Annotated in this window: 21 protein-coding genes; 12 read left to right on the top strand and 9 right to left on the bottom strand. The window is 68.3% G+C overall.

Going from position 1 to position 20,071, the window contains the following annotated elements; genetic code table 11:
• Positions 1-11 precede the first annotated feature (11 nt).
• Positions 12-308, top strand: a complete 297-nt coding sequence (locus tag ABDV68_RS05335; RefSeq protein WP_343518648.1) for a hypothetical protein — start codon at positions 12-14, stop codon at positions 306-308.
• Here ABDV68_RS05335 and ABDV68_RS05330 read toward each other — a convergent pair.
• Both ABDV68_RS05330 and ABDV68_RS05325 read right to left on the bottom strand, forming a co-directional pair.
• Positions 305-1,027 carry an alpha/beta fold hydrolase gene (locus ABDV68_RS05330; protein WP_343518646.1) on the bottom strand — a complete coding sequence of 241 codons (723 nt, stop codon included), beginning with the start codon at positions 1,025-1,027 and terminating at the stop codon, positions 305-307. The genes ABDV68_RS05335 and ABDV68_RS05330 overlap by 4 nt on opposite strands.
• On the bottom strand, positions 1,024-1,677 hold the full coding sequence (locus tag ABDV68_RS05325; RefSeq protein ID WP_343518645.1) for a TIGR02117 family protein: 654 nt from the start codon (positions 1,675-1,677) through the stop codon (positions 1,024-1,026). Before ABDV68_RS05325 ends, ABDV68_RS05330 begins: the two co-directional genes overlap by 4 nt.
• Positions 1,678-1,762: 85 nt before the next feature.
• Here ABDV68_RS05325 and phhA point away from each other — a divergent pair, with 85 nt between their 5' ends.
• The 3 genes from phhA to ABDV68_RS05310 are packed head-to-tail and all read left to right on the top strand — an operon-like array spanning position 1,763 to position 5,128.
• The gene (phhA, locus tag ABDV68_RS05320; protein WP_343518644.1) at positions 1,763-2,629 is read left to right on the top strand and encodes a phenylalanine 4-monooxygenase; all 867 of its coding nucleotides are present in this window, start codon (positions 1,763-1,765) and stop codon (positions 2,627-2,629) included.
• 58 nt (positions 2,630-2,687) lie between these two features.
• Positions 2,688-4,625: an acetate--CoA ligase gene (gene acs / locus ABDV68_RS05315; protein ID WP_343518642.1), complete on the top strand. Its 1,938-nt coding sequence runs from the start codon at positions 2,688-2,690 to the stop codon at positions 4,623-4,625.
• On the top strand, positions 4,622-5,128 hold the full coding sequence (locus tag ABDV68_RS05310; protein WP_343518640.1) for an O-acetyl-ADP-ribose deacetylase: 507 nt from the start codon (positions 4,622-4,624) through the stop codon (positions 5,126-5,128). Before acs ends, ABDV68_RS05310 begins: the two co-directional genes overlap by 4 nt.
• 58 nt (positions 5,129-5,186) lie before the next feature.
• Here the strand turns inward: ABDV68_RS05310 and ABDV68_RS05305 are convergent, their stop codons facing one another.
• Complete coding sequence (locus ABDV68_RS05305; RefSeq protein ID WP_343518639.1) at positions 5,187-6,824, bottom strand: oligopeptide:H+ symporter; 1,638 nt, start codon at positions 6,822-6,824, stop codon at positions 5,187-5,189.
• A gap of 187 nt (positions 6,825-7,011) precedes the next feature.
• Between ABDV68_RS05305 and ABDV68_RS05300 the strand changes: the two genes are divergently transcribed.
• Both ABDV68_RS05300 and ABDV68_RS05295 read left to right on the top strand, forming a co-directional pair.
• Positions 7,012-7,611: a nitroreductase gene (locus ABDV68_RS05300; RefSeq protein ID WP_343518638.1), complete on the top strand. Its 600-nt coding sequence runs from the start codon at positions 7,012-7,014 to the stop codon at positions 7,609-7,611.
• A 52-nt stretch (positions 7,612-7,663) separates the two neighbouring features.
• Complete coding sequence (locus tag ABDV68_RS05295; protein WP_331028131.1) at positions 7,664-8,020, top strand: GntR family transcriptional regulator; 357 nt, start codon at positions 7,664-7,666, stop codon at positions 8,018-8,020.
• A 3-nt stretch (positions 8,021-8,023) separates the two neighbouring features.
• Here the strand turns inward: ABDV68_RS05295 and ABDV68_RS05290 are convergent, their stop codons facing one another.
• Positions 8,024-8,476 (bottom strand): SMI1/KNR4 family protein, encoded by a 453-nt coding sequence (locus ABDV68_RS05290; RefSeq protein ID WP_343518637.1) that lies wholly within the window; start codon positions 8,474-8,476, stop codon positions 8,024-8,026.
• Positions 8,466-10,172, bottom strand: a complete 1,707-nt coding sequence (locus ABDV68_RS05285; protein WP_343518636.1) for an acyl-CoA dehydrogenase — start codon at positions 10,170-10,172, stop codon at positions 8,466-8,468. The genes ABDV68_RS05290 and ABDV68_RS05285 overlap by 11 nt, the downstream gene beginning before the upstream one ends.
• A 45-nt stretch (positions 10,173-10,217) precedes the next feature.
• On the opposite strand from ABDV68_RS05285, the gene ABDV68_RS05280 reads away from it, so the two are divergent.
• Both ABDV68_RS05280 and aqpZ read left to right on the top strand, forming a co-directional pair.
• Positions 10,218-11,168: an L-threonylcarbamoyladenylate synthase gene (locus ABDV68_RS05280; RefSeq protein ID WP_343518635.1), complete on the top strand. Its 951-nt coding sequence runs from the start codon at positions 10,218-10,220 to the stop codon at positions 11,166-11,168.
• Between the two features lie 84 nt (positions 11,169-11,252).
• Positions 11,253-11,999 carry an aquaporin Z gene (gene aqpZ / locus ABDV68_RS05275; RefSeq protein ID WP_343518634.1) on the top strand — a complete coding sequence of 249 codons (747 nt, stop codon included), beginning with the start codon at positions 11,253-11,255 and terminating at the stop codon, positions 11,997-11,999.
• A gap of 93 nt (positions 12,000-12,092) precedes the next feature.
• Here aqpZ and msrA read toward each other — a convergent pair whose 3' ends face one another.
• Positions 12,093-12,638: a peptide-methionine (S)-S-oxide reductase MsrA gene (gene msrA, locus ABDV68_RS05270; protein ID WP_343518632.1), complete on the bottom strand. Its 546-nt coding sequence runs from the start codon at positions 12,636-12,638 to the stop codon at positions 12,093-12,095.
• A gap of 191 nt (positions 12,639-12,829) precedes the next feature.
• Here msrA and galE point away from each other — a divergent pair, with 191 nt between their 5' ends.
• Together galE and ABDV68_RS05260 are read left to right on the top strand one after the other, a co-directional pair.
• Positions 12,830-13,825, top strand: a complete 996-nt coding sequence (galE, locus tag ABDV68_RS05265; RefSeq protein ID WP_343518631.1) for a UDP-glucose 4-epimerase GalE — start codon at positions 12,830-12,832, stop codon at positions 13,823-13,825.
• Positions 13,822-14,445, top strand: a complete 624-nt coding sequence (locus ABDV68_RS05260) for a MarC family protein (protein ID WP_343518630.1) — start codon at positions 13,822-13,824, stop codon at positions 14,443-14,445. Before galE ends, ABDV68_RS05260 begins: the two co-directional genes overlap by 4 nt.
• On the opposite strand, the gene ABDV68_RS05255 is transcribed toward ABDV68_RS05260, so the two are convergent.
• Positions 14,442-16,244, bottom strand: a complete 1,803-nt coding sequence (locus tag ABDV68_RS05255; protein WP_343518629.1) for an AcrB/AcrD/AcrF family protein — start codon at positions 16,242-16,244, stop codon at positions 14,442-14,444. The two genes, ABDV68_RS05260 and ABDV68_RS05255, sit on opposite strands and share 4 nt — an antisense overlap.
• Before the next feature lie 107 nt (positions 16,245-16,351).
• Between ABDV68_RS05255 and ABDV68_RS05250 the strand changes: the two genes are divergently transcribed.
• Together ABDV68_RS05250 and ABDV68_RS05245 are read left to right on the top strand one after the other, a co-directional pair.
• The gene (locus ABDV68_RS05250) at positions 16,352-16,732 is read left to right on the top strand and encodes a GtrA family protein (protein ID WP_343518627.1); all 381 of its coding nucleotides are present in this window, start codon (positions 16,352-16,354) and stop codon (positions 16,730-16,732) included.
• A 3-nt stretch (positions 16,733-16,735) separates the two neighbouring features.
• The gene (locus ABDV68_RS05245) at positions 16,736-17,467 is read left to right on the top strand and encodes a class I SAM-dependent methyltransferase (RefSeq protein WP_343518626.1); all 732 of its coding nucleotides are present in this window, start codon (positions 16,736-16,738) and stop codon (positions 17,465-17,467) included.
• Here the strand turns inward: ABDV68_RS05245 and dacB are convergent.
• Both dacB and ABDV68_RS05235 read right to left on the bottom strand, forming a co-directional pair.
• A complete protein-coding gene (dacB, locus tag ABDV68_RS05240) occupies positions 17,464-18,858 on the bottom strand; it encodes a D-alanyl-D-alanine carboxypeptidase/D-alanyl-D-alanine-endopeptidase (protein WP_343518658.1) in 1,395 nt (464 codons plus the stop codon). The genes ABDV68_RS05245 and dacB overlap by 4 nt on opposite strands.
• Before the next feature lie 41 nt (positions 18,859-18,899).
• Positions 18,900-20,000: a glycosyltransferase family 2 protein gene (locus tag ABDV68_RS05235; protein WP_343518625.1), complete on the bottom strand. Its 1,101-nt coding sequence runs from the start codon at positions 19,998-20,000 to the stop codon at positions 18,900-18,902.
• Between the last annotated feature and the right edge of the window lie 71 nt (positions 20,001-20,071).

Here is a 20,071-nt window from a genome sequence, read left to right as displayed (position 1 = left end):
AGATGGGCGCGATGCGCAAGGAGTTCATGTTGGTCATCGCGGCGCTGCCGCTGCTGGCGGGCGGTTGCATCGCCAAGACCGCGTTCGACGTCGTCACGCTGCCGGTCAAGGCGGTAGGGCAGACCGCCGACTGGGCGACGACCAGCCAGGACGAGGCCGACCGCAACGCCGGGCGCAAGCTGCGCAAGCAGGAGGCCCGCGAAGGCCGCGAGCGCAAGAAGCATGAAGAGGCGTGCCGCAAGGCCCCGGACGATTGCGGCCCCTATCAGGGCTATCGCGCCGGAGATCCCGAGGGCGACGCGGACTAGGCGCGGCTCGCGCTGCCGGCCAGCGTCTCGGCGATGGCGCGCAGCACCTGCGGACGGAAATGCACGCCGATATGGTTGCTGACCACCTCGACGGAGCGTGCGCCGTCGTGATCCCCTTCATGGCAGATGCTGCCGTTGACGAAGCCGTCGCTGCGGCTCCAGATCGAGGTCGCGGGCATCGGCAGTGGCGCGGCCGCTTCGGCCAGCATCGCGCGTGCCGCGGGATCGTCGATCTTCTGACCGGTCAGCACTTCGAAATGGCGCCAGACATTGGTCGCGGTGGGCGGGCCGGCATAGGGTGAGGAGATCGTCACCACTTCGCGCACCAGATCGGGGCGGCGGTGCGCGGCGACGCGGGCGAGAATCCCGCCTAGACTGACGCCGATCAGCGTCACCGGCTCGCCGGCTTCGGCATGGACCTCTTCGATCCGCGCGATCAGCCGCTCGACGTCGCCGCCGACCGATCGGACGCCGAGATTGATGCCCAGCCGCCAGCGCCAGGTGCGATAGCCGCGCCCGCGCAGGAAACGATGCATGGCCCCCATCGACGCGTCGCCATTGGCAAGGCCAGGCAGTAGCAGCACCGGCCGGCCGTCGCCCAATGGCGCATCCTTGAGGCTGCGCCATTTGGTCGCGAGCTCGGCAAGCGCCCAGGCGAGGCGCGGCGCCTCCGCGTAGAAGGAAGCGCGCGGCGGCGGCAAAATCTCGGTTGGAGTCATCGCATGCTCTCCACGGGCAACCATCGCATCACCGTAGATGGAAATGGGGTCCAGATTCCCATTTTCACCCCTGCCGCGCGAAATGCCTCGCCGGTCCAAGCGTTGCAGGTGCGGATCGCGCTGTAGGTGCCGGTGCCGTCGTAGAAGGCATCATAGCTGCCATAGCCCGGGTAACGCGCCGCGCGGCCGTCCGCTCCGGTGCGGAAGCTCGCGCGGATGAAGGCGGCGAGCCGGTGATACTCCTCCGGCCGCAGCACGATCGCGCGCACGTTCGGCCCTTCGGTCGGCTCGGGGATGAAGTCGACATGCATCAGCGTGTCGCGGCTGCCAGCCGCTGCCTTGAGTACGCGGCCCGGGCGCAATTCGGACCAGGTCGGGGTGTTGAGGTAGAAGTCGCGGTCGCCCCAGCCGAAGCTGCGCCAGCTATGCCCCCCGAAGCGCGGGTCGCGCAGGTCCTCGCCGCGCACCAGGTCGCTCCAGTCCACGTCCGCGGCGCGCACGGGCAGCACGATGCCGGTGTGGATGCCATTGTCCTCGACATAGATGCGGATGCCCTGGGCCGGCTCCTCCCACGCGCCATTCGCCGGGAGCAGTCCGCCGACCCAGCCCGCGCCGCCATAGCCGAGCAGCAGCACAAGCGCCGTCGCCACGCCGCGCAACAGCCAGCGCAGCGCCTTTCGTGCCCGATATCCCCGCGTGTTTCCGTCCATGCGCCGCGCATGTTATGGGGGAGGAATGACAAGTGAAACCCATGTCCTCGACCGCCCGCCCGAAGGCGCTGCGGCCGACTGGACGATTGACCAGGATTGGAAGGCTTTCACGCCCGCCGAGCACGCGGTGTGGGACACGCTGTTCGAGCGCCAGATCAAGCTGCTCCCGGGCCGCGCCTCCAAGGCCTATCTGCACGGCCTCGAGCTGCTCAAGCTGTCGGAATCGGGCATCCCCAATTTCGAGGAGCTGTCCGAACGGCTGATGAAGCTGACCGGCTGGCAGGTCGTCGCCGTGCCCGGCCTCGTCCCCGACGAGGTGTTCTTCGATCACATGGCCAACCGCCGCTTCGTCGCGGGCAATTTCATCCGCCGGCCCGACCAGCTCGATTATCTCCAGGAGCCGGATGTGTTCCACGACGTGTTCGGCCATGTCCCGATGCTCGCCGATCCGGTGTTCGCCGATTACATGGAGGCCTATGGCCGCGGCGGGCAGCGCGCGATGGAGTTCGGCGCGCTCACGCAGCTCTCGCGGCTCTACTGGTACACCGTCGAATTCGGGCTGATCGAGGAAGCCGAGGGGCTGCGCATCTACGGCTCGGGCATCGTATCGAGCTTTGGCGAGAGCCGCTTCGCGCTCGATAGTGACAGCCCCAACCGCATCGGCTTCGACTTGAAGCGAGTGATGCGCACCGAATATCGCATCGACGATTTCCAGCAGAACTACTTCGTCATCCCGAGCTTCGACGAACTGCTCCGCGTCACGGTCGAGAGCGATTTCGCCCCGCTCTATCGCGAGATCCTGGCCCAGCCCGACATCCCGATCGCCGAGATCGTCGATGGCGACCGCGTGATCACGCGCGGGACGCAGGAATATGCCCGCGCCAAGGCCTGATCCTCGCTTGCACGCGGCGCGCGCCGCCCGTTAAAGGTCGCGCCCGAGAGGAGAGGCGATGACCGGCGAGATTTATCCCGTTCCCGCGGAATGGGCACGGAACGCGCGTTACGATGCGGCGGGCTATGAGCGGCTCTACGGGCGCTCGCTCGCCGATCCGGGCAGCTTCTGGCTCGATCAGGCGAAGCGGCTCGACTGGATCAAGCGGCCGGAGCTGGCGGGCGACTGGTCGTTCGACGAGGCGGATTTCCGGATCAACTGGTTCGCCGACGGCAAGCTCAACGTCGCCGCCAATTGCATCGATCGCCACCTCGCCAGCCGCGGCGGCGACATCGCGATCATCTGGGAGCCCGACGATCCCGCCGAGGAGCCCCGCCGCTTCACCTATCTCGAGCTGCACCAGCAGGTGTGCCGCTTCGCCAATGTGCTGAAGGCGAAGGGCGTCGCCCGCGGCGATCGCGTCACCATCTACATGCCGATGATCCCCGAGGCGGCGTTCGCGGTGCTCGCCTGCGCGCGGATCGGCGCAATTCACTCCGTGGTGTTCGGCGGCTTCTCGCCCGAGGCGCTGGCCGGGCGCATCACCGATTGCGACAGCAAGGTGGTGGTGACCGCCGACGAGGGGCGGCGCGGCGGCAAGCGCATCGCGCTCAAGGCCAATGTCGACGAGGCGGCGAAGCGCGCGCCGTCGCTCGAGACGGTGATCGTGGTCAAGGCGACCGGCGGCGAGATCGCGATGACCGCGGAGCGCGATGTCTGGTATCATGACGCCGCGGCGAACGTCTCCGCCGACTGCCCCGCCGAGGCAATGAACGCCGAGGATCCGCTGTTCATCCTGTATACCAGCGGCTCGACCGGCAAGCCGAAGGGCGTGCTGCATACGAGCGGCGGCTATCTGCTGTGGGCGAGCCTGACCCATGAGCTGTGCTTCGACTATCGTCCGGGCGACGTGTGGTGGTGCGCGGCGGACATCGGCTGGGTCACCGGGCACAGCTATATCCTGTACGGCCCGCTTTCGAACGGCGCGACGACGCTGATGTACGAAGGCCTGCCCAACTGGCCCGACGCCAGCCGCATCTGGCAGGTGGTCGACCGCCACAACGTCCACACCATCTTCACCGCGCCGACCGCGCTGCGCGCGCTGATGAAGGATGGCGACGAGTTCGTCGCCAAGACCAGCCGCAAGTCGCTGAAGCTGCTCGGCACGGTCGGCGAGCCGATCAACCCCGAGGCGTGGCGCTGGTATCACGAAGTGGTCGGCGAGGGACGCTGCCCGATCATCGACACCTGGTGGCAGACCGAGACCGGCGGCGCGATGATCGCGCCGATGCCGGGCGCAACCGCGCTCAAGCCCGGCTCCGCGACAAAGCCGATGCCGGGCGTCGATCCCCAGCTGGTCGACAGCGAGGGGGCGGTGCTGCACGGCGCGACCGAGGGCAACCTCGTCATCGCGCGCAGCTGGCCGGGGCAGATGCGCACCGTGTGGGGCGATCACGCGCGGTTCTTCCAGACCTATTTCACCACCTATCCGGGGAAGTATTTCACCGGCGACGGCTGCCGCCGCGACGAGGACGGCTATTACTGGATCACCGGACGGGTGGACGACGTGATCAACGTCAGCGGCCATCGCATGGGCACCGCCGAGGTCGAGAGCGCGCTGGTGCTCCATCCCAAGGTCGCCGAGGCGGCGGTGGTGGGCATGCCGCACGACGTGAAGGGGCAGGGCATCTACGCCTATGTCACGCTCAACGCCGGCGAGACGGCGGACGACGCGCTGCGCGCCGAGCTGGTCAAGTGGGTGCGCACCGAGATCGGCCCGATCGCCACACCCGACGCGCTGCAGTTCGCGCCGGGCCTGCCCAAGACGCGCTCGGGCAAGATCATGCGCCGCATCCTGCGCAAGATTGCCGAAGGCGACGTGTCTTCGCTGGGGGACACGAGTACGCTCGCCGATCCGGCGGTGGTCGACGACCTGGTCGCGAACCGGGTGCGATGAGCCTTCGCGTCGTCGAGGGGGACATTACCCGGCTCGATGTCGATGCGATCGTCAATGCGGCGAACTCGTCCCTGCTTGGCGGGGGTGGCGTCGACGGCGCGATCCACCGGGCGGCGGGACCGGGACTGATCGAGGAATGCCGCAAGCTGTACGCGCTGGGCGGCTGCAGGACCGGCGATGCCAAGCTGACCGGCGGTTACCGGCTGCCGGCGCGCCACATCATCCATACCGTCGGGCCGGTGTGGCAGGGCGGCGACAAGGGCGAGCCGGCGCTGCTGGCGAGCTGCTACCGGCGCTGCTTCGAGATCGCGGCCGCAGCGGGAATCCGGAGCATCGCATTCCCGGCGATCAGCTGCGGCGTCTATCGCTTCCCGGTCGACCGGGCTGCGGAGATCGCCGTGCGCGAATGCCGCGCCGCGATTGCCGCAAACCCCGATCTGGAGGTGACGCTGGTCGCGTTCGGCACCGAGATGCGCCGCGTCTACGAGGAAGCGCTGGGCTGACCGCATGAAAAAGGGCGCGGGGAGGTGATCCCCACGCCCGTTTTCGCTGCGCCGTTCGTCAGACCGGCTTGGTCTCGAGATCCGGGCGCGTGCCCGCCGCCTGGTTCTCCGCCAGCTCCGGCTGGCCCGCCAGGTCGCGGTCGTCCTTGAGCGTGTCGAGGTGCATCCAGCGCCGCACGATCGGGCTGAGCACCAGCACGCCCACGCCGACGCCGATCGCGATCCAGCCGAACAGGTCGTAGATCGAGAGCAGGCCGTCCTTGGTCATTTGACCGTCATGGCCGCCGGTCGCCTCGCCGATCTTGCCTGCGACGAAGTTGCCGACCGCGGTCATGTAGAACCATGCGCCCATGATGAGCGAGGCGAGGAACTTGGGCGCGAGCCGGTTCATCGCGGACAGGCCGACAGGCGAGAGGCAGAGCTCCGCGGTGGTGGCGAAGAAATAATAGGCGAAGACCAGGAACACCGGGGTCATCGCCGCGATGCCCCAGGCATGCGCGCCCCACACCAGCACGAGGTTGGCGAAGCCCATCTGCAGCAGTGCGAGGCCGAACTTGGCGGGCGCCGACGGCTCGAGTCCGCGCTTGCCGAGGAACTGCCACAGGCCCGCGAACAATGGTGCGAGCAGGATGATGTAGATCGGGTTGATCGACTGGAAGATGCCGGCCGGCACCCCGCCGCGGTCGACGAACTCGTCGGTGAACAGGTTCATCGACCCGCCCGCCTGCTCGAACAGGCCCCAGAAGATCGGGTTGAGCGAGATCAGGAACAGGATCGCGAACATGCGCTCGCGCGGTTCCTTGGGCAGCTTGAAGCTCTCGTAGAGGACATAGCCGAGCAGCGCGACGCCGGAGATGGCGAGCAGCGTCTGGATCACGTCCTGATACTGGACCAGCGCCCAGATCACCGCGACCGAGGCGAAACCCACGCCATAGAGCACCCATTCGCGTGATCGCGGCAGCGGCGCCGGCGCCTCGCCCGCGCCGTGCAGCGAAGCCTTGCCCAGCACGAACACGATCAGGCCGGCGAGCATGCCGATGCCGGCGAGACCGAAGCCGAAGCCCCAGCCGATCGTCTGGCCAAGATAGGCGACCAGGATCGTGCCGAGCGCGGCGCCCACGTTGATGCCCATGTAGAAGATCGTATAGGCGGCGTCGCGGCGCGTGTCGGTCAAGTTGTAGAGCTGCCCGACCATCACCGAGATGTTGGCCTTGAGGAAGCCCGAGCCGACGATGATGAAGGCGAGCGCGAGCCAGAAGACGTTGATCGTCGGATCATTCTGCCCGCCCGTGCCCTCGACCGCCATCAGCGAGTGACCCGCCGCGAGCAGCAGGCCGCCGAAGATCACCGCCTTGCGCTGGCCGAGATAGCGGTCGGCGAGATAGCCGCCGAGCACGGGGGTGATGTAGACCAGCGAGGTATAGGCGCCGTAGATCAGGTTCGACTTGCCGTCCGAGAACAGCCAGTGCTGAGTCAGGTAGAAGATCAGGATCGCGCGCATGCCGTAGTAGGAGAAGCGCTCCCACATCTCGGCGAAGAACAGCATGTACAGGCCCTTGGGATGGCCCGCGAATTCCGGCTTCTTGCTGGCGGCGATCAAGGCGCCCCCGGCGAGGAAGGCGAAGAGCAGGACCGTGGCGATCACGGCGATCCACTCGGCCTCCGCCCATAATGCTACGTCTTTGAAATGCGGCAACGTCGAACCCCTTTATAGACAGAATTCCGGCCCCGTACGTGCAGGGCGGATTGCTGCGCGGGAGCCTAACGGCGAAAATCGCCATGTGAAGCGGGATTGTGTCATACGAAACTGAACCCTGGCTGAGCGATCGATTTCGCTTGTTCACCGCTTTTGCTCCACTGCGGGAGCGGCTAGGGCGCCCGGCATGACCTTCAACGATCGCTCCACCCCGCTCTCGCTGCTTGCCACGCGCCGCTCCGCCAAGGCCCGCGACCTGGTCGCACCCGCGCCCGGCGCCGACGAGCTTGCGGATATTCTCGCGATCGCGACGCGCACGCCCGACCATGGCAAGCTCGCGCCCTGGCGCTTCATCATGGTGCCGGCCGAGGCGCGCGATGCGCTCGCGGCGGGCATCATCGATGCCTATCGCGCCGAGAAGCCGAGCGCGGGGCGGCTGGAGATCGAGGCGATGGACCAGTTCGCGCGCCAGGCGCCGGCGCTGGTCGTGGTGCTCGCTTCGCCCAAGGTCGAGAGCCATATCCCGTTGTGGGAGCAGGAATTGTCGGTGGGGGCGGCGACGATGAACCTGCTCCATGCGGTGCACGCCAGCGGCTATGCCGGATGCTGGCTCACCGGCTGGGCGGCGTATAGCGACCGGGTACGCGACCTGTTCGGTGCGGCGCCCGAGCGGATCGCCGGCTTCGTGTTCATCGGTACCCCCGGCAAGCCGCTGGAGGAGCGGCCGCGTCCCGACAGGGATAAGGTGGTGGCGACCTGGGCCGGAACCGCGACGGACGGTATCTGACGAAACCTTCTTAAGGGTGGAACTTTCCGCTCCCATGCTGTATTAAGGCAGCATGACAGCGCTCGAGCATGAAGACAGCCCGGTTTACCTGAAGCTGCGCGCCAGCATCGCCACGGCGATTCTGCGCGGCGAATACCGGGCGGGGGACCAGTTGCCGTCGGTGCGAGCGCTCGCCGCCGAGCATGGCGCGAACCCGCTGACGGTTGCCAAGGCCTATCAGAGCTTCCAGGACGACGGCTATGTCGAGGTGCGCCGCGGCGTCGGCATGTTCGTGCTGCCCGGCGCGGTCGAGCGCCTGAAGGTCGCCGAGCGCGACCGCTTCCTGACCAGCTACTGGCCCAAGGTGCGCGAGCATATCGCGCTGCTCGGCCTGAATGCGCACGAGTTGCTCGACCGTGAGATCGCCTGAGGTTCAGTAAACCGAACGGTTGTCGGTCAGATATTTGTCGACGAACTCGTCGAAGCTGTCAGCGACGAAGCGGTCGCCGCCGCCTACGATCAGGACGCGGCCACGGTTCTTATCATCGGTGCACGCGATGGCCCATGCCCAACTCCAGATCAGATGATCGGCAAAGAACAGGTACTTGGTCAGTGCAGGATCACCCCATTTATACTCCTCCGGTACATTTTTGATGCGAGCGACTGGCCACCAAGTGCCGCATTCGTCATCCATTTGCTCGACTGCCGGGGCAATCGCAGCGAGATAGGCACGGAAATCATCGGGCAGGCGGACCTGATAGCGCGCTTCGAGCCGCGCGATCTGCTCTGCACTTGCGGGCGCGGTCGAGACATCTTCCCGTTCAAACCAGCGGCGTAATCGCTCCAGCGGCGCGTCGCCTAGTTCGAACGAGGGGCTAAGCGGCAAAGATTTCCGCCTGAACCACATAGAGCACCTCCGCTTTCGCCAGCGCCGCCGCTTTCAGCCCCAGCGCCTCGGGCACGATCTGCTCGACATAGAAGCGCGCCGCCGCCCGCTTCATCGCGAGGAACGCCGGGTCGCCCTCGGCGCTCGCCGCGATGCCGCCCTGCTTCTCCATCAGCCAGCCGCACACCGCGACCGACAGCATCGTCAGGAACGGATAGGAGCCGGCGAGGCGATCGTCGATCTCGCTCGCCAGCATGTGGCGCCCCACCTCCTCGCATCCATCGATCAGCGCTGCCAGCCCGACGTCTTGCACCTCGCCGCGCATCTGTGCGGTCAGCGCCAGCAGCGTCCCGCCATTGTCCATGCTGAGCTTGCGGCCGACCAGATCGGCGGCCTGGATGCCGTTGGTCCCCTCATAGATCGGCGTGATGCGCGCGTCGCGGAAATGCTGGGCGGCGCCGGTCTCCTCGATATAGCCCATGCCGCCATGCACCTGGATGCCGAGGCTGGCGACCTCGTTGCCGAGATCGGTGCCGTGCGCCTTGGCGAGCGGGGTGAGCAGCTCGAGCCTTGCCTTTGCCGCGGCGTCGCCAGCATTGGCGCGATCGACCATCGACGCCGCCAGATAGACCAGCGCCCGCGCGGCCATCGTCTGCGCCTTCATCCGCAGCAGCATGCGGCGGACGTCGGGGTGCTCGATGATCGCCACGGGCTCGCGGCCTGCGCCCGCCCGCGCCGACTGGATGCGCTCGCGGGCATAGGCGACGGCGCGCTGAGTCGCGCGCTCGGCGACCTGCACGCCCTGCAGCCCGACATTGAGCCGCGCATTGTTCATCATCGTGAACATCGCGCGCATGCCGCCGAGCTCGGGTCCGATCAGCTCGCCGACGCAATCACCATTGTCGCCGAACGAGAGGACGCAGGTCGGCGAGGCATGGATCCCCATCTTATGCTCGATCGAGACGACGCGGACGTCGTTGAACGCGTCCGGACTGCCGTCGGCATCCAGGCGGTATTTCGGGACGAGGAACAGCGAGATGCCCTTGGTCCCCGGCGGCGCGTCGGGCGTGCGGGCGAGGACGAGGTGGACGATATTGTCCGCCATGTCGTGGTCGCCGAAGCTGATGAAGATCTTGGTGCCGGTGATCGACCATTTGCCGTCCGCGCGCGGCTCGGCGCGGGTCTTGAGCGCACCGACGTCGCTACCCGCTTGCGGCTCTGTCAGGTTCATCGTGCCGGTCCACTCGCCAGTGGCGAGCCGGGGCAACCAAAGGTCCTGCTGCTCGGGCGTGCCATGATGCACCAGCGATTCGATCGCGCCGACATTGAGCATCGGGCAGAGCGCGAAACCCATGTTCGCGGTGCCCAGCGTTTCCAGCACCGCCGTCGCCAGCGTGAACGGCAAGCCCTGGCCACCATACGCCTCGGGCGAGCCGATCGTGCCCCAGCCGCCCGCGACATAGGCCTTGTACGCCGCGGCGAAGCCTTCGGGCATCTTCACGCCCTCGGGCGTCCACTTGGCGCCGACGGTGTCGCCGACGCGGTCGAGCGGCGCCCATTCGCCTGCCGCGAACGCGCCCGCGCCCTCCAGCACGGCATCGACCAGGTCGGGCGTCGCGGCTTCGGACAGGTCGGAAATGCCGGCGATATGCTCCAGCACGAAGCGCTGCTCGGCGGTGGCGGGGGTGAAGCTCATCGGTCCTCTCTTGCCGTCATTTTTCCCTCGCTATAGCCAGCGGATATGGCCGCTCCAAATCCGCCGATCGAGACCCGAGCCTTACCCTACGGCGAGGCGGCGATTGCCGAGGCGGCGGCGTTGATCGCCGCGGGCGGATGCGTCGCGGTGCCGACCGAGACGGTCTACGGCCTCGCCGCCGACGCGACGAATCGCGAGGCGGTGGCCGGCATCTACGCCGCCAAGGGCCGTCCCTCGTTCAACCCGCTGATCGTCCACGTCGCCGATCGTCAGGCGGCGGAACGGGTTGCGCTGTTCGATCGCGATGCGCGCGCGCTGGCCGATGCGTTCTGGCCGGGCCCGCTTACGCTGGTGCTGCCGCTCCGCCCGGACGCCGCGATCGCCGGGTTGGTCACCGCGGGCCTCGACACCGTCGCGATCCGCGTGCCGCAGCATCGCGCGATGCAGGCGCTGCTCGCCGCCTCGGGCAAGCCGCTCGCTGCACCCTCGGCCAATGCCAGCGGCACGATCAGCCCGACGCGCGCCGCTCACGTCGACGGCAGCCTCGGCGGCCGCATCGCGCTGATCGTCGATGACGGGCCGACCAGCGGCGGGATCGAATCGACCATCGTCGCGCTGGGCGGATCGCCCCGGCTGCTGCGTCCGGGCCTGGTCCCGGCCGAGGCGATCGAGCGTGAGATCGGTCGCTGGCTGGCTGGCGGGAGCGAGAAGATCGAGGCGCCGGGTCAGCTCGCCAGTCACTACGCCCCCGTCAAGCCGGTACGGCTCGACGCGACCGAGCGCTGCGCCGACGAGTGGCTGATCGGCTTCGGCCCAGTGGCGGGCGATGACACGCTCTCCGCCAAAGGCGACTTGCTCGAAGCGGCGGCGAAGCTGTTCGACGCGCTCCACCGCGCCGATGAGTCGGACCGCGCGGCAATCGCCGTCGCCCCGATATCCGACGAGGGAATCGGCGTCGCGATCAACGACCGCTTGCGCCGTGCCGCGCATCGCTAGGCCTTTACACCCGCGCAACGAGTCCTAGTCTCCTCCTCGCCGCGTACCGGGCCTGTGTTCGAACACGAGAGTGGGAGAAGCATGATGACCAATGTGCAACGGGGACTCGCGGAATTGATCGGCACCTTCTGGCTGGTCTTCGGCGGTTGCGGCAGCGCGGTGCTGGCGGCGGCGTTTCCGGATGTCGGGATCGGGCTGCTCGGCGTATCGCTCGCCTTCGGCCTGACGGTGCTGACCATGGCCTATTCGATCGGGCATATCTCGGGCTGCCACCTCAATCCGGCGGTGACGCTCGGCCTGTGGGCGGGCGGACGCTTCGCGGGCAAGGACATCCCGCTCTACGTGATCGCGCAGGTGATCGGCGCGGCTGTCGCGGCGTGGCTGCTCTACTGCATCGCGAACGGCGCGCCGGGCGGCTACGACCTCGCCGGCGGGCTCGCGGCGAACGGCTTCGGCGACCATTCGCCAGGCAAGTTCAGCATGGGCGCGGCGCTGACGATCGAGGTCGTGTTGACCGCGATGTTCCTGCTGATCATCATGGGATCGACCGACAGCCGCGCGCCCGCGGGCTTTGCGCCGATCGCGATCGGCCTCGCGCTGACGCTGATCCATCTCATCTCGATCCCGGTCACCAACACCTCGGTCAACCCGGCGCGCAGCACCGGCCCGGCGCTGGTGGTGGGCGGGTGGGCGATCCAGCAGCTCTGGCTGTTCTGGGTCGCACCGATCGTCGGCGGGATCATCGGCGGGCTGGTCTACAAGATGCTCGGCGCCGAAGCCGCCAAGCGGCCGCCGGTCGAGGGCGCGCCGCTTCCGGCCGCGGAGGAATAACGATCATCGTCATCCCGGCGGAAGCTGGGATCTCGTGCGGCAAGCGCAGAGCTTGTGGCGGGGACCCCGGCTTTCGCCGGGGTGACGGTCCCGTCAGGCCGCCGCCCCCTCCTTGATCCGGTTGGCGAAGCTCTTGCGAAGCTTGTTGAGCTTGGGCGGAATCACCGCCAGGCAATAGGGATTGCGCTGGCCTTCGCCCTCCCAATAATCCTGGTGGTAGGCCTCGGCCGGCCACCAGGTGTCGTTGGCCTCGATCGTGGTCACGATCGGCGCCGGCCACTCGCTGGCGTTGCGTTCGATCCCGGCCTTCGCCGCTTCCTCCTGCTCGGGGGACTGCGGGAAGATCGCCGAACGGTATTGCGTGCCGACATCGTTGCCCTGGCGGTTGAGCTGGGTCGGGTCGTGCGTTGCGAAGAAGATGTCGAGCAGGTCGTCGTAACGGATCTGCGCGGGGTCGAACGTAACCTTGAGCGCCTCGGCGTGGCCGGTATCGCCGCCGCACACCGCCTTGTAGGTCGGGTTGTCGACATGCCCGCCGATATAGCCGCTCTCGACGCTCTCGACGCCGATCAGGTCCTTGAACACGGCTTCCACGCACCAGAAGCAGCCGCCCGCGAAGATTGCGGTTTCGGTAGTCATTCGCCTCAACTCCTTGCTACGCCGCCCAAGATAGGGTTGAGCATCGCGTGCAACTAGTATCTGTTTCAGCTGAGCTGAAACAGGGCGGCACCGGCCCGCTCCCTCACCCGGCCACCCATCAAGATATACTGGCGTGGGTGGCCGGGTGGGGGAGCGGGCCGGTGCCGCTTCCCTCCAAGAGGACGAGCTTTATGCGTGACGGCGCGGTGATGGTGACGGGCGGGGCGGGCTATATCGGGAGCCACGCCGTGCTCGCGCTGCTCGACGCGGGCTGGCGCGTGGTGGTGGTCGACAATCTCGTCACCGGCTTCGACTGGGCGGTCGATCCGCGTGCGGCGCTGGTCGTCGCCAACGTCGCCGACGACGACAAGGTCCGCGCCGCGATCCGCGAGCACGGCGTCGTCGCGGTCATGCATTTCGCGGGATCGGTGGTCGTCCCGGAATCGGTCAGCGACCCGCTCAAATATTACCGCAACAACACTGCGGCGTCGCGCAGCCTGATCGAGAGCGCGGTGCGCGAGGGCGTGCGCCACTTCATCTTCTCCTCGACCGCCGCGACCTATGGCATTCCGGAGGAAGTCCCGGTGCGCGAGACGTCGCCGCAGTTGCCGATCAATCCCTACGGCATGTCGAAGCTGATGACCGAGCACATGCTGCGCGACGTCGCCGCGGCGCATCCGCTCAACTTCGCGGCGTTGCGCTATTTCAACGTGGCCGGCGCCGACCCGCAGGGCCGTTCGGGCCAGAGCACCGCGGGCGCGACTCACCTGATCAAGGTCGCGGTCGAGGCGGCGACGGGCAAGCGCGACGGCGTCTCGGTCTTCGGCACCGATTTCGCGACGCGCGACGGCACCGGCGTGCGCGACTATATCCATGTCAGCGATCTCGCCGCCGCGCATGTCGATGCGCTCGACCTGCTGATCGCCGAACCGGGCAGGAGCCATTTCCTCAACGCCGGCTATGGCCGCGGCTATTCGGTGCTCGAAGTGCTCGACGCGGTCGACCGCGTGACCAACGTCAAGATCGAGCGCCGCCTGGAGGGCCGCCGCGCCGGCGATCCCGACGAACTGGTGTCGGACAATCGCGCGATCCTCGAGGCGCTGCCCTGGCGCCCCAAGCATGACGATCTCGACCGGATCGTCACCGACGCCCTCGCCTGGGAGCGCAAGCTCGCGGAGCGCGCATGATCGAGCTGTTCGTCTCCGCCTTCGCCACGCTGTTCGTGGTGATCGACCCGCCGGGCTGCGCGCCGATCTATGCCGGGCTGACCAAGGGCGCGACGCCGGTGCAGCAGCGCGGCATGGCGATCCGCGCGGTGCTGATCGCCAGCGCGATCCTGCTCGTCTTCGCGCTGGTCGGCGAAGCGCTGCTCAAGACGCTCGGCATCAGCCTCAATGCCTTCCGCATCGCGGGCGGGATCATGCTGTTCCTGATCGCGCTCGAGATGGTGTTCGAGAAGCGCCAGGAGCGGCGCGAGGACCGCGCGACCAAGATCATGGAGACGCCCGAGGTCGAGGACGTCTCGGTTTTCCCGATGGGCATGCCGATGATCGCCGGTCCCGGCTCGATCGCCACCGTGATGCTGCTGGTGTCGCGCGCCGAAGGGGCGGGCGAGACCGCCGCGGTGTTCGGCGCGCTCGCGCTGGTGCTGGTCCTCACGCTGGTCGCGCTGCTCGCCGCGGGGCCGCTGATGCGGTTGCTCGGCGCCAAGATCGAATCGGTCATTACCCGCCTGCTCGGGGTGCTGCTCGCGGCACTGGCGATCCAGTTCGTGATCGACGGGGTGAAGCGCAGCTTCGGGCTCTAACGGCGATCGTAACGGATTCGCCACAGCCTGTAGGGCGCTTTCCTGGGCAGCCGCACCGGCTCGAGCCAGGCGGGCACCTTGCCCTTGGCGAGCTGGCCGTAGAAGCCATTGGGCTCGCGGGCGCGATACACCGTGCTCTCGGCCATGTTGGGACAGACCAGCAGGTACTGCGCGCCATAGCGGCGGGCGATCGGCCGGAACGCTTCGGGCTTGCCGGTGAAGGCGTGGTGCACGTCGAGGATCGCGCGCTCGTTGCGGTGATAGGGGCCGGCGATGCCCTTGTGATGCGTCATCACGATCAGCCGCGGGCCTAGATCGACATGGGTGAACAGGGTCGAAGGAGGCAGGCTACGGTCGAGCAGCGACATGCCCGCGGCGCTCATGCAGCGCGCATTGGCACGGGCGACCACTGCGCGGTTGGGCTTCGGCGTGTCGACCTTGACATATTTGACGACGAAGCCGGCGAACAGGCCCGAAACGAGCAGGAACGCCGCGGCCGAGCCGAGGATGCGCACCGGCATCCATTTGTGACCGAGGAACCACGGCACGACGATCCAGGCGAGCGCGGTCGCACCGGGCACGGCGAGCAACTGCGCCGCCGGTCCCGCGCGGATCTGCCACAGCAGCATCGCGCCGGCGAAGGCGGTGAACAGCCCGATCGCGACCCAGGCGACGAGCTGGTCGGCGGTCCGCGCGCGCATCGCCGCTACCGCCGCGCCGATGATGCCGATCACCGGTAAAACGGCGATCGGGAAGCCCATGGCGAAGCTGTGCTTGTAGATCGGCCGCGCCTCGCGGACATTGTTGAGCCAGGTGTTGTAGAGCTCGTCCGAGACGCCCTCGGGCCGCGACAGGCATTGCGGGAACAGCCCGGCGAACCCGCCCGCGATCGCCGCGCCGGCGACCGCGGCGAGGCCGAGGCGCGCCGCGCGGCTCGCCGGGTTGAGCAGGCTGAGGGCGAACAGCAGCATGCCCGAGGCGATCGTCACCGAGAGCCACACCGGGGTCAGCGCATCGCAGCGCATCGCGTAGTTGGCGTTGGAGGCGAAGACCGCGAAGCCGAGCGTGCTCCCGCCCGCCAGGCTCAGCGCATAGGCCTGTATCCGCCGCACCTCGCCGCCGTCCCACACCCAGCGCAACGTCACGATCGCGCCGGCGATCGCGCAATAGGGGAGCAGCTCGAGCCCGATCGTCAGCGAGGCGGCACTCGACAGGCCGACCGTCAGCCCGCCGCGCGCTCGGCGGGGATCGGCGAGCCCGGCGACGGTGAGCGCGAGACAGGCGAGCTGCCAGCCATGATGATCGATGCGCAGCGGCACGAACATCAGCATCGTCGCGGTGCAGCCCATCAGGATGATGATCGCCAGCGGCCAGGCGGCGGGCGCGATCAGGCGGCGGACGGTGAGGCCCAGCGCCGCCATCGTCACGCCGAGCGGGAACAGCGGCGCGATGCCGCACGCCAGCCGCTCGGCCATCGGCGTGCCCATGAATGGCTTGAAGATCAGGATCAGCGCCGCGATCGGCAGGTCGACCAGCCGCGACCAGTGGATGTCGAGGCCGCCCGGCGGGCTCAGGCGATACTGGCGCAGATCGTACCAGCCCTGCCCGTCGAGGAGCGCGCGCACCTGCATCAGCCGCATGTTGTCGTCGGTGTCGCCGAGCGCGAGCCCGTTGATCTGGCCCCACCGGTTCCACAGATACCAGCCCGCGATCACGCCCCAGGCGAGCAGCGTCCAGCGCAGCCAGTGGACCGACAGCTCCCGCTCGAGGTCAAAGCCCGAAAATCGCTTCGATTCCAAAACCGCTTCCCCTGTCGTTGGATGGGCATTAGTGCGGCGCCCGGCTTCAGGGCAAGGCAGGCGTGACGGCGATCATCCACAGAATCGGTGAATTGCGGCGCAGCGGCGTGCTGGGACAGCTCGTGCGCTTCGGCATGGCGGGGGTGATGTCGACGCTCATCTACGCCGCGGTCTATATGCCGCTGGTCACCTGGGTGTTCCCGAACCTGGCGGTCGCCGCCGTCCCCTTCGCCTTCGCGGTGGCGGTGACGTGCGGCTTCTTCATGCACTCGATGTGGAGCTTCAAGGGACATGGCAGCCGCGACAATAGCGGGCGCCAGCACCTCAAGTTCCTGATCGTGCAGGGCTTCGGCCTGCTGCTCAACGCGCTGTTCACCTGGGTGCTGGCGGACCTGCTGCACTATCCCGACTGGGTACCGCTGATCCCGATCGTCACGATCACGCCGCTCGCGACTTTCGCTCTCAATCGGCAATGGGTGTTTGGATAAGTTATGGACCGCATCGTCTACGACCGCATGGCCGAGCATGATTCCACCCATTGGTGGTATGTGGCGCGCCGCGACATCCTCGCCGACTTCATCGCGCGCGAGGTGAACCCGCCCGAGGGCGCGCGCATCCTCGAGATCGGCTGCGGCACCGGACACAACCTCCCCATGCTCGGCGCGTTCGGCGAGGTCGATGCGATCGAGATCGATCCCGCGGCCCGGGGCATCGCCAGCAAGCGGCTTGGCAAGGAAGTCGGCAGCTCGCCGCTGCCCGAGCTGACGGGCGTGGCCGAGGGGCAGTACGACTTGATCGCCGTGCTCGACGTCGTCGAGCATATCGAGGACGACGTGGCGGCGCTCCAGGCGATGGCCAAGCGGCTCAAGCCCGGCGGCACGATCCTGATCACCGTGCCCGCGCATCAATGGATGTGGAGCGCGCACGATGTGGTGAACCACCACAAGCGCCGCTATTCCAAGGCGACGTTGACCGCGGCGCTCGAGCGCGCCGGGCTCAAATGGCGCAAGCTCGGCTGGTTCAACTCGCTGCTGTTCCCCGCGGCGGTCGCGGCGCGGCTGGCGGGCAAGCTCACCGGCAAGGACGACAGCGACGATTCGCCGCCGGCCAAGCCGATCAACGCGCTGTTCGAGAAGATCTTCGGGCTCGAACGGCACCTGGTCGGCCGGGTGCCGCTGCCGCCGGGCCTGTCGCTGATCGTGCTGGCGCAGCCGAAGGGCTAGTTCGCCTCCGCGATCGCCACCAGCGCCGCGTCCATCGCCGGCGTGGCGGCGGTGCCGGAGGGCACGTCGTTGGCATAGGCCGCGAACGTCAGCGTCCTCCCGCTCTTCGCGGTCATGTAGCCGGCGAGCGCGTTGGTGGCGTTGATCGTCCCGGTCTTGGCGAAGATGCGGCCCTCGAGGATCGTGCCCTTGAACCGCCGGGCGAGGGTGCCGTCGACTCCGCCGATCGGCAGCGTCTCGCGCCACGCCGCGCCCCACGGCTGGGCGGCGATCCAGCCGAGCAGCTTGACCATCCCGCGCGGCGCGATGCGGTTGTAGGTCGACATGCCCGACCCGTCGGAAAAGTCCCAGGCGGTGCGCGGCACGCCGGCCCTGGCGAACATCGCCTCGACCTCGACCTGTCCGTCGGCGACCGAGCCGGTGCCGCGCGCCAGCCCGGTGCGGCGGAGCAGCAGCTCGGCGTGAAGGTTCTGGCTGTCCTTGTTGATCGTGCGGATGTCGTCGAGCAGCGGCGGCGGGGTGAGCGTGGCGAGCTGCGCGCCGAATCCGATCCGGAGCGGGGGCGTTCCGGCGCGCTGGCGCGGATCGTCGCCGGGGCCCATCGGGCGATAGCGCGACCCGATCTCGCCCGTAACCCTGACCCCGCGTTCGCGCAGCAGCGCGGCGAGCCTCCAGGCGGCATAGTGGGCAGGGTCGTCGATCCCCATGCGGATCCGCTGCGGCTTGGCGTCGGCGGCGATGGTGCCGGTCAGGCGGATCGTCCGGTCGAAGGGCAGCCGGTCGATATTGAGGTCGGTCGTGCCGCCCGCGGCCACGGTGACGGCGCGATTGTCGATCGCGAGATAGCCGGGATGGACAACGCCCGGCACCGCGCCCTCCTTCCCCGGCGTGGCAGTCGCGAGCAGCTCGTTGTCGTCGAGCGTCAGCACGCCGAGGGCAGTGCCATAGGGGCTGGGGATGTTGTTCCAGCTCATCCCCGCGCTCCAGCGCTCGTCGGGGAACAGCGTCGCGTCGCCGGTGACGTTGCGCACGCGCTTCGTCCTCGCCGCGATGGCGTCGGCGAGCTGCGACAGGCAGTTGGCCGTGCAGCCGGGCGCGCTGGAGAGGCGCGCATCGCCCCGGCCGGTGAGGACCACGTCGCGTCCGTCGAGCCGCACGGCGGCGCCGCCCGACACGTCGGGCCGGTCGAGCATGGGCAGGGTGGCGAACGCCGCCGCGGTGGTGACGATCTTGGTGTTCGATGCCGGGATGAAGCGCTGGTCGGGGTTGACCGCGACGATCTCGCGGCCCTGCGCGTCGGTCACGACCAGGCCGAACCGAGTCCCGGCCGCGGCCTTGGCGAGCTCGGCCTCGACGCGGGCCTGGAGCGGCGGCGTCTGCTGCGCCGACAGCGGCGCGGCGAGCGTGAGCGCGAGAAGGGCGAGCGCGTGTTTCAGAGCAGGGTCGGCGGCTCGGCCTTGCGGCGCGGCGCTTTGGCGGGAGCATGCGGCATGACGGGCGCCACGGCGTCGGACAGGCCGGCGCGCGCCGGCGCGTGCGGCGAGACGGTGACCTCGCCCGAATCGGCGAAGCGATAGCCGAGCGAGGCATGGCCCTTCACCGGCCCGGCGACATCGGCGACGAGGTAGAGCGGGCGCCGCTTCGATTCGACGTAGAGCCGGCCGAGATACTCGCCGATCATGCCCAGCACGAACATCTGCACCGCGCCGAGGAAGACGACGACGAGCATCGTCGAGGTCCAGCCCTGCACCGCATTGCCCAGCAGCCAGCCGATGACGATGTAGAGGAACAGCAGCGCCGACAGGCCGGTGAGCGCCAAGCCCGCATGGCTGGCGAAGCGCAGCGGCGCGGTCGAGAAGCCGGTCACCGCGTCGAGCGCGAAGCGGATCATCTTGGCGAGCGGGTATTTGGTCTCGCCGGCGTGCCGCTCATGCCGGTCATAGACGAACGGCACCTGGCGGAATCCGACCCAGGCGACCATGCCGCGGATGAAGCGCGCCTGCTCGGGCAGCGACAGGAAGGCGTCGAGCGCGCGCCGCGTCATCAGCCGGAAATCGCCCGTGTCGAGCGGGATCGGCGTGTCGGTGATGCGGTCGAGCATGCGGTAGAAGAAGGCGGCGGTGACCTTCTTGAAGAAGGTCTCGCCCTCGCGCTTGCGGCGCACGGCGTAGACGACGTCGGCGCCCTGCTCGCGCATCGTCGCGCGCATCTCGGTGAGCAGCTCGGGCGGGTCCTGCAGGTCGGCGTCGATGATCAGGATCTCTTCGCCCGCGCACAGGTCGAGCCCGGCGGTGAGCGCGAGCTGGTGGCCGTGGTTGCGCGACAGGTTGATCGCGACGAGCCGCGGATCGGCGGCGGCGAGGCGCTGCATCACCGCCCAGCTGCCGTCGCGCGAACCGTCATTGACCAGCACGATCTCGTAATCGTCGCCGACCGCGGCGCGCACGGCGGCCGAGACGCGGCCGTGCAGCAGCTCGAGACAGCCTTCCTCATTGTAGCACGGCACGACGACCGAAAGCTTGGGACGTTGCATGACGAGCGGCTTTAGCGCGGCGCCATCGAAACGTCATGCGGATTTGCACGCATGCGCCGCCGCGCAATTGA

This window comes from Sphingomonas sp. (assembly GCF_039595165.1).
GTDB lineage: Bacteria > Pseudomonadota > Alphaproteobacteria > Sphingomonadales > Sphingomonadaceae > Sphingomonas.
Note: the sequence above shows the minus strand (reverse complement) of the source record. Positions and strands in the feature narration are given on the sequence as shown.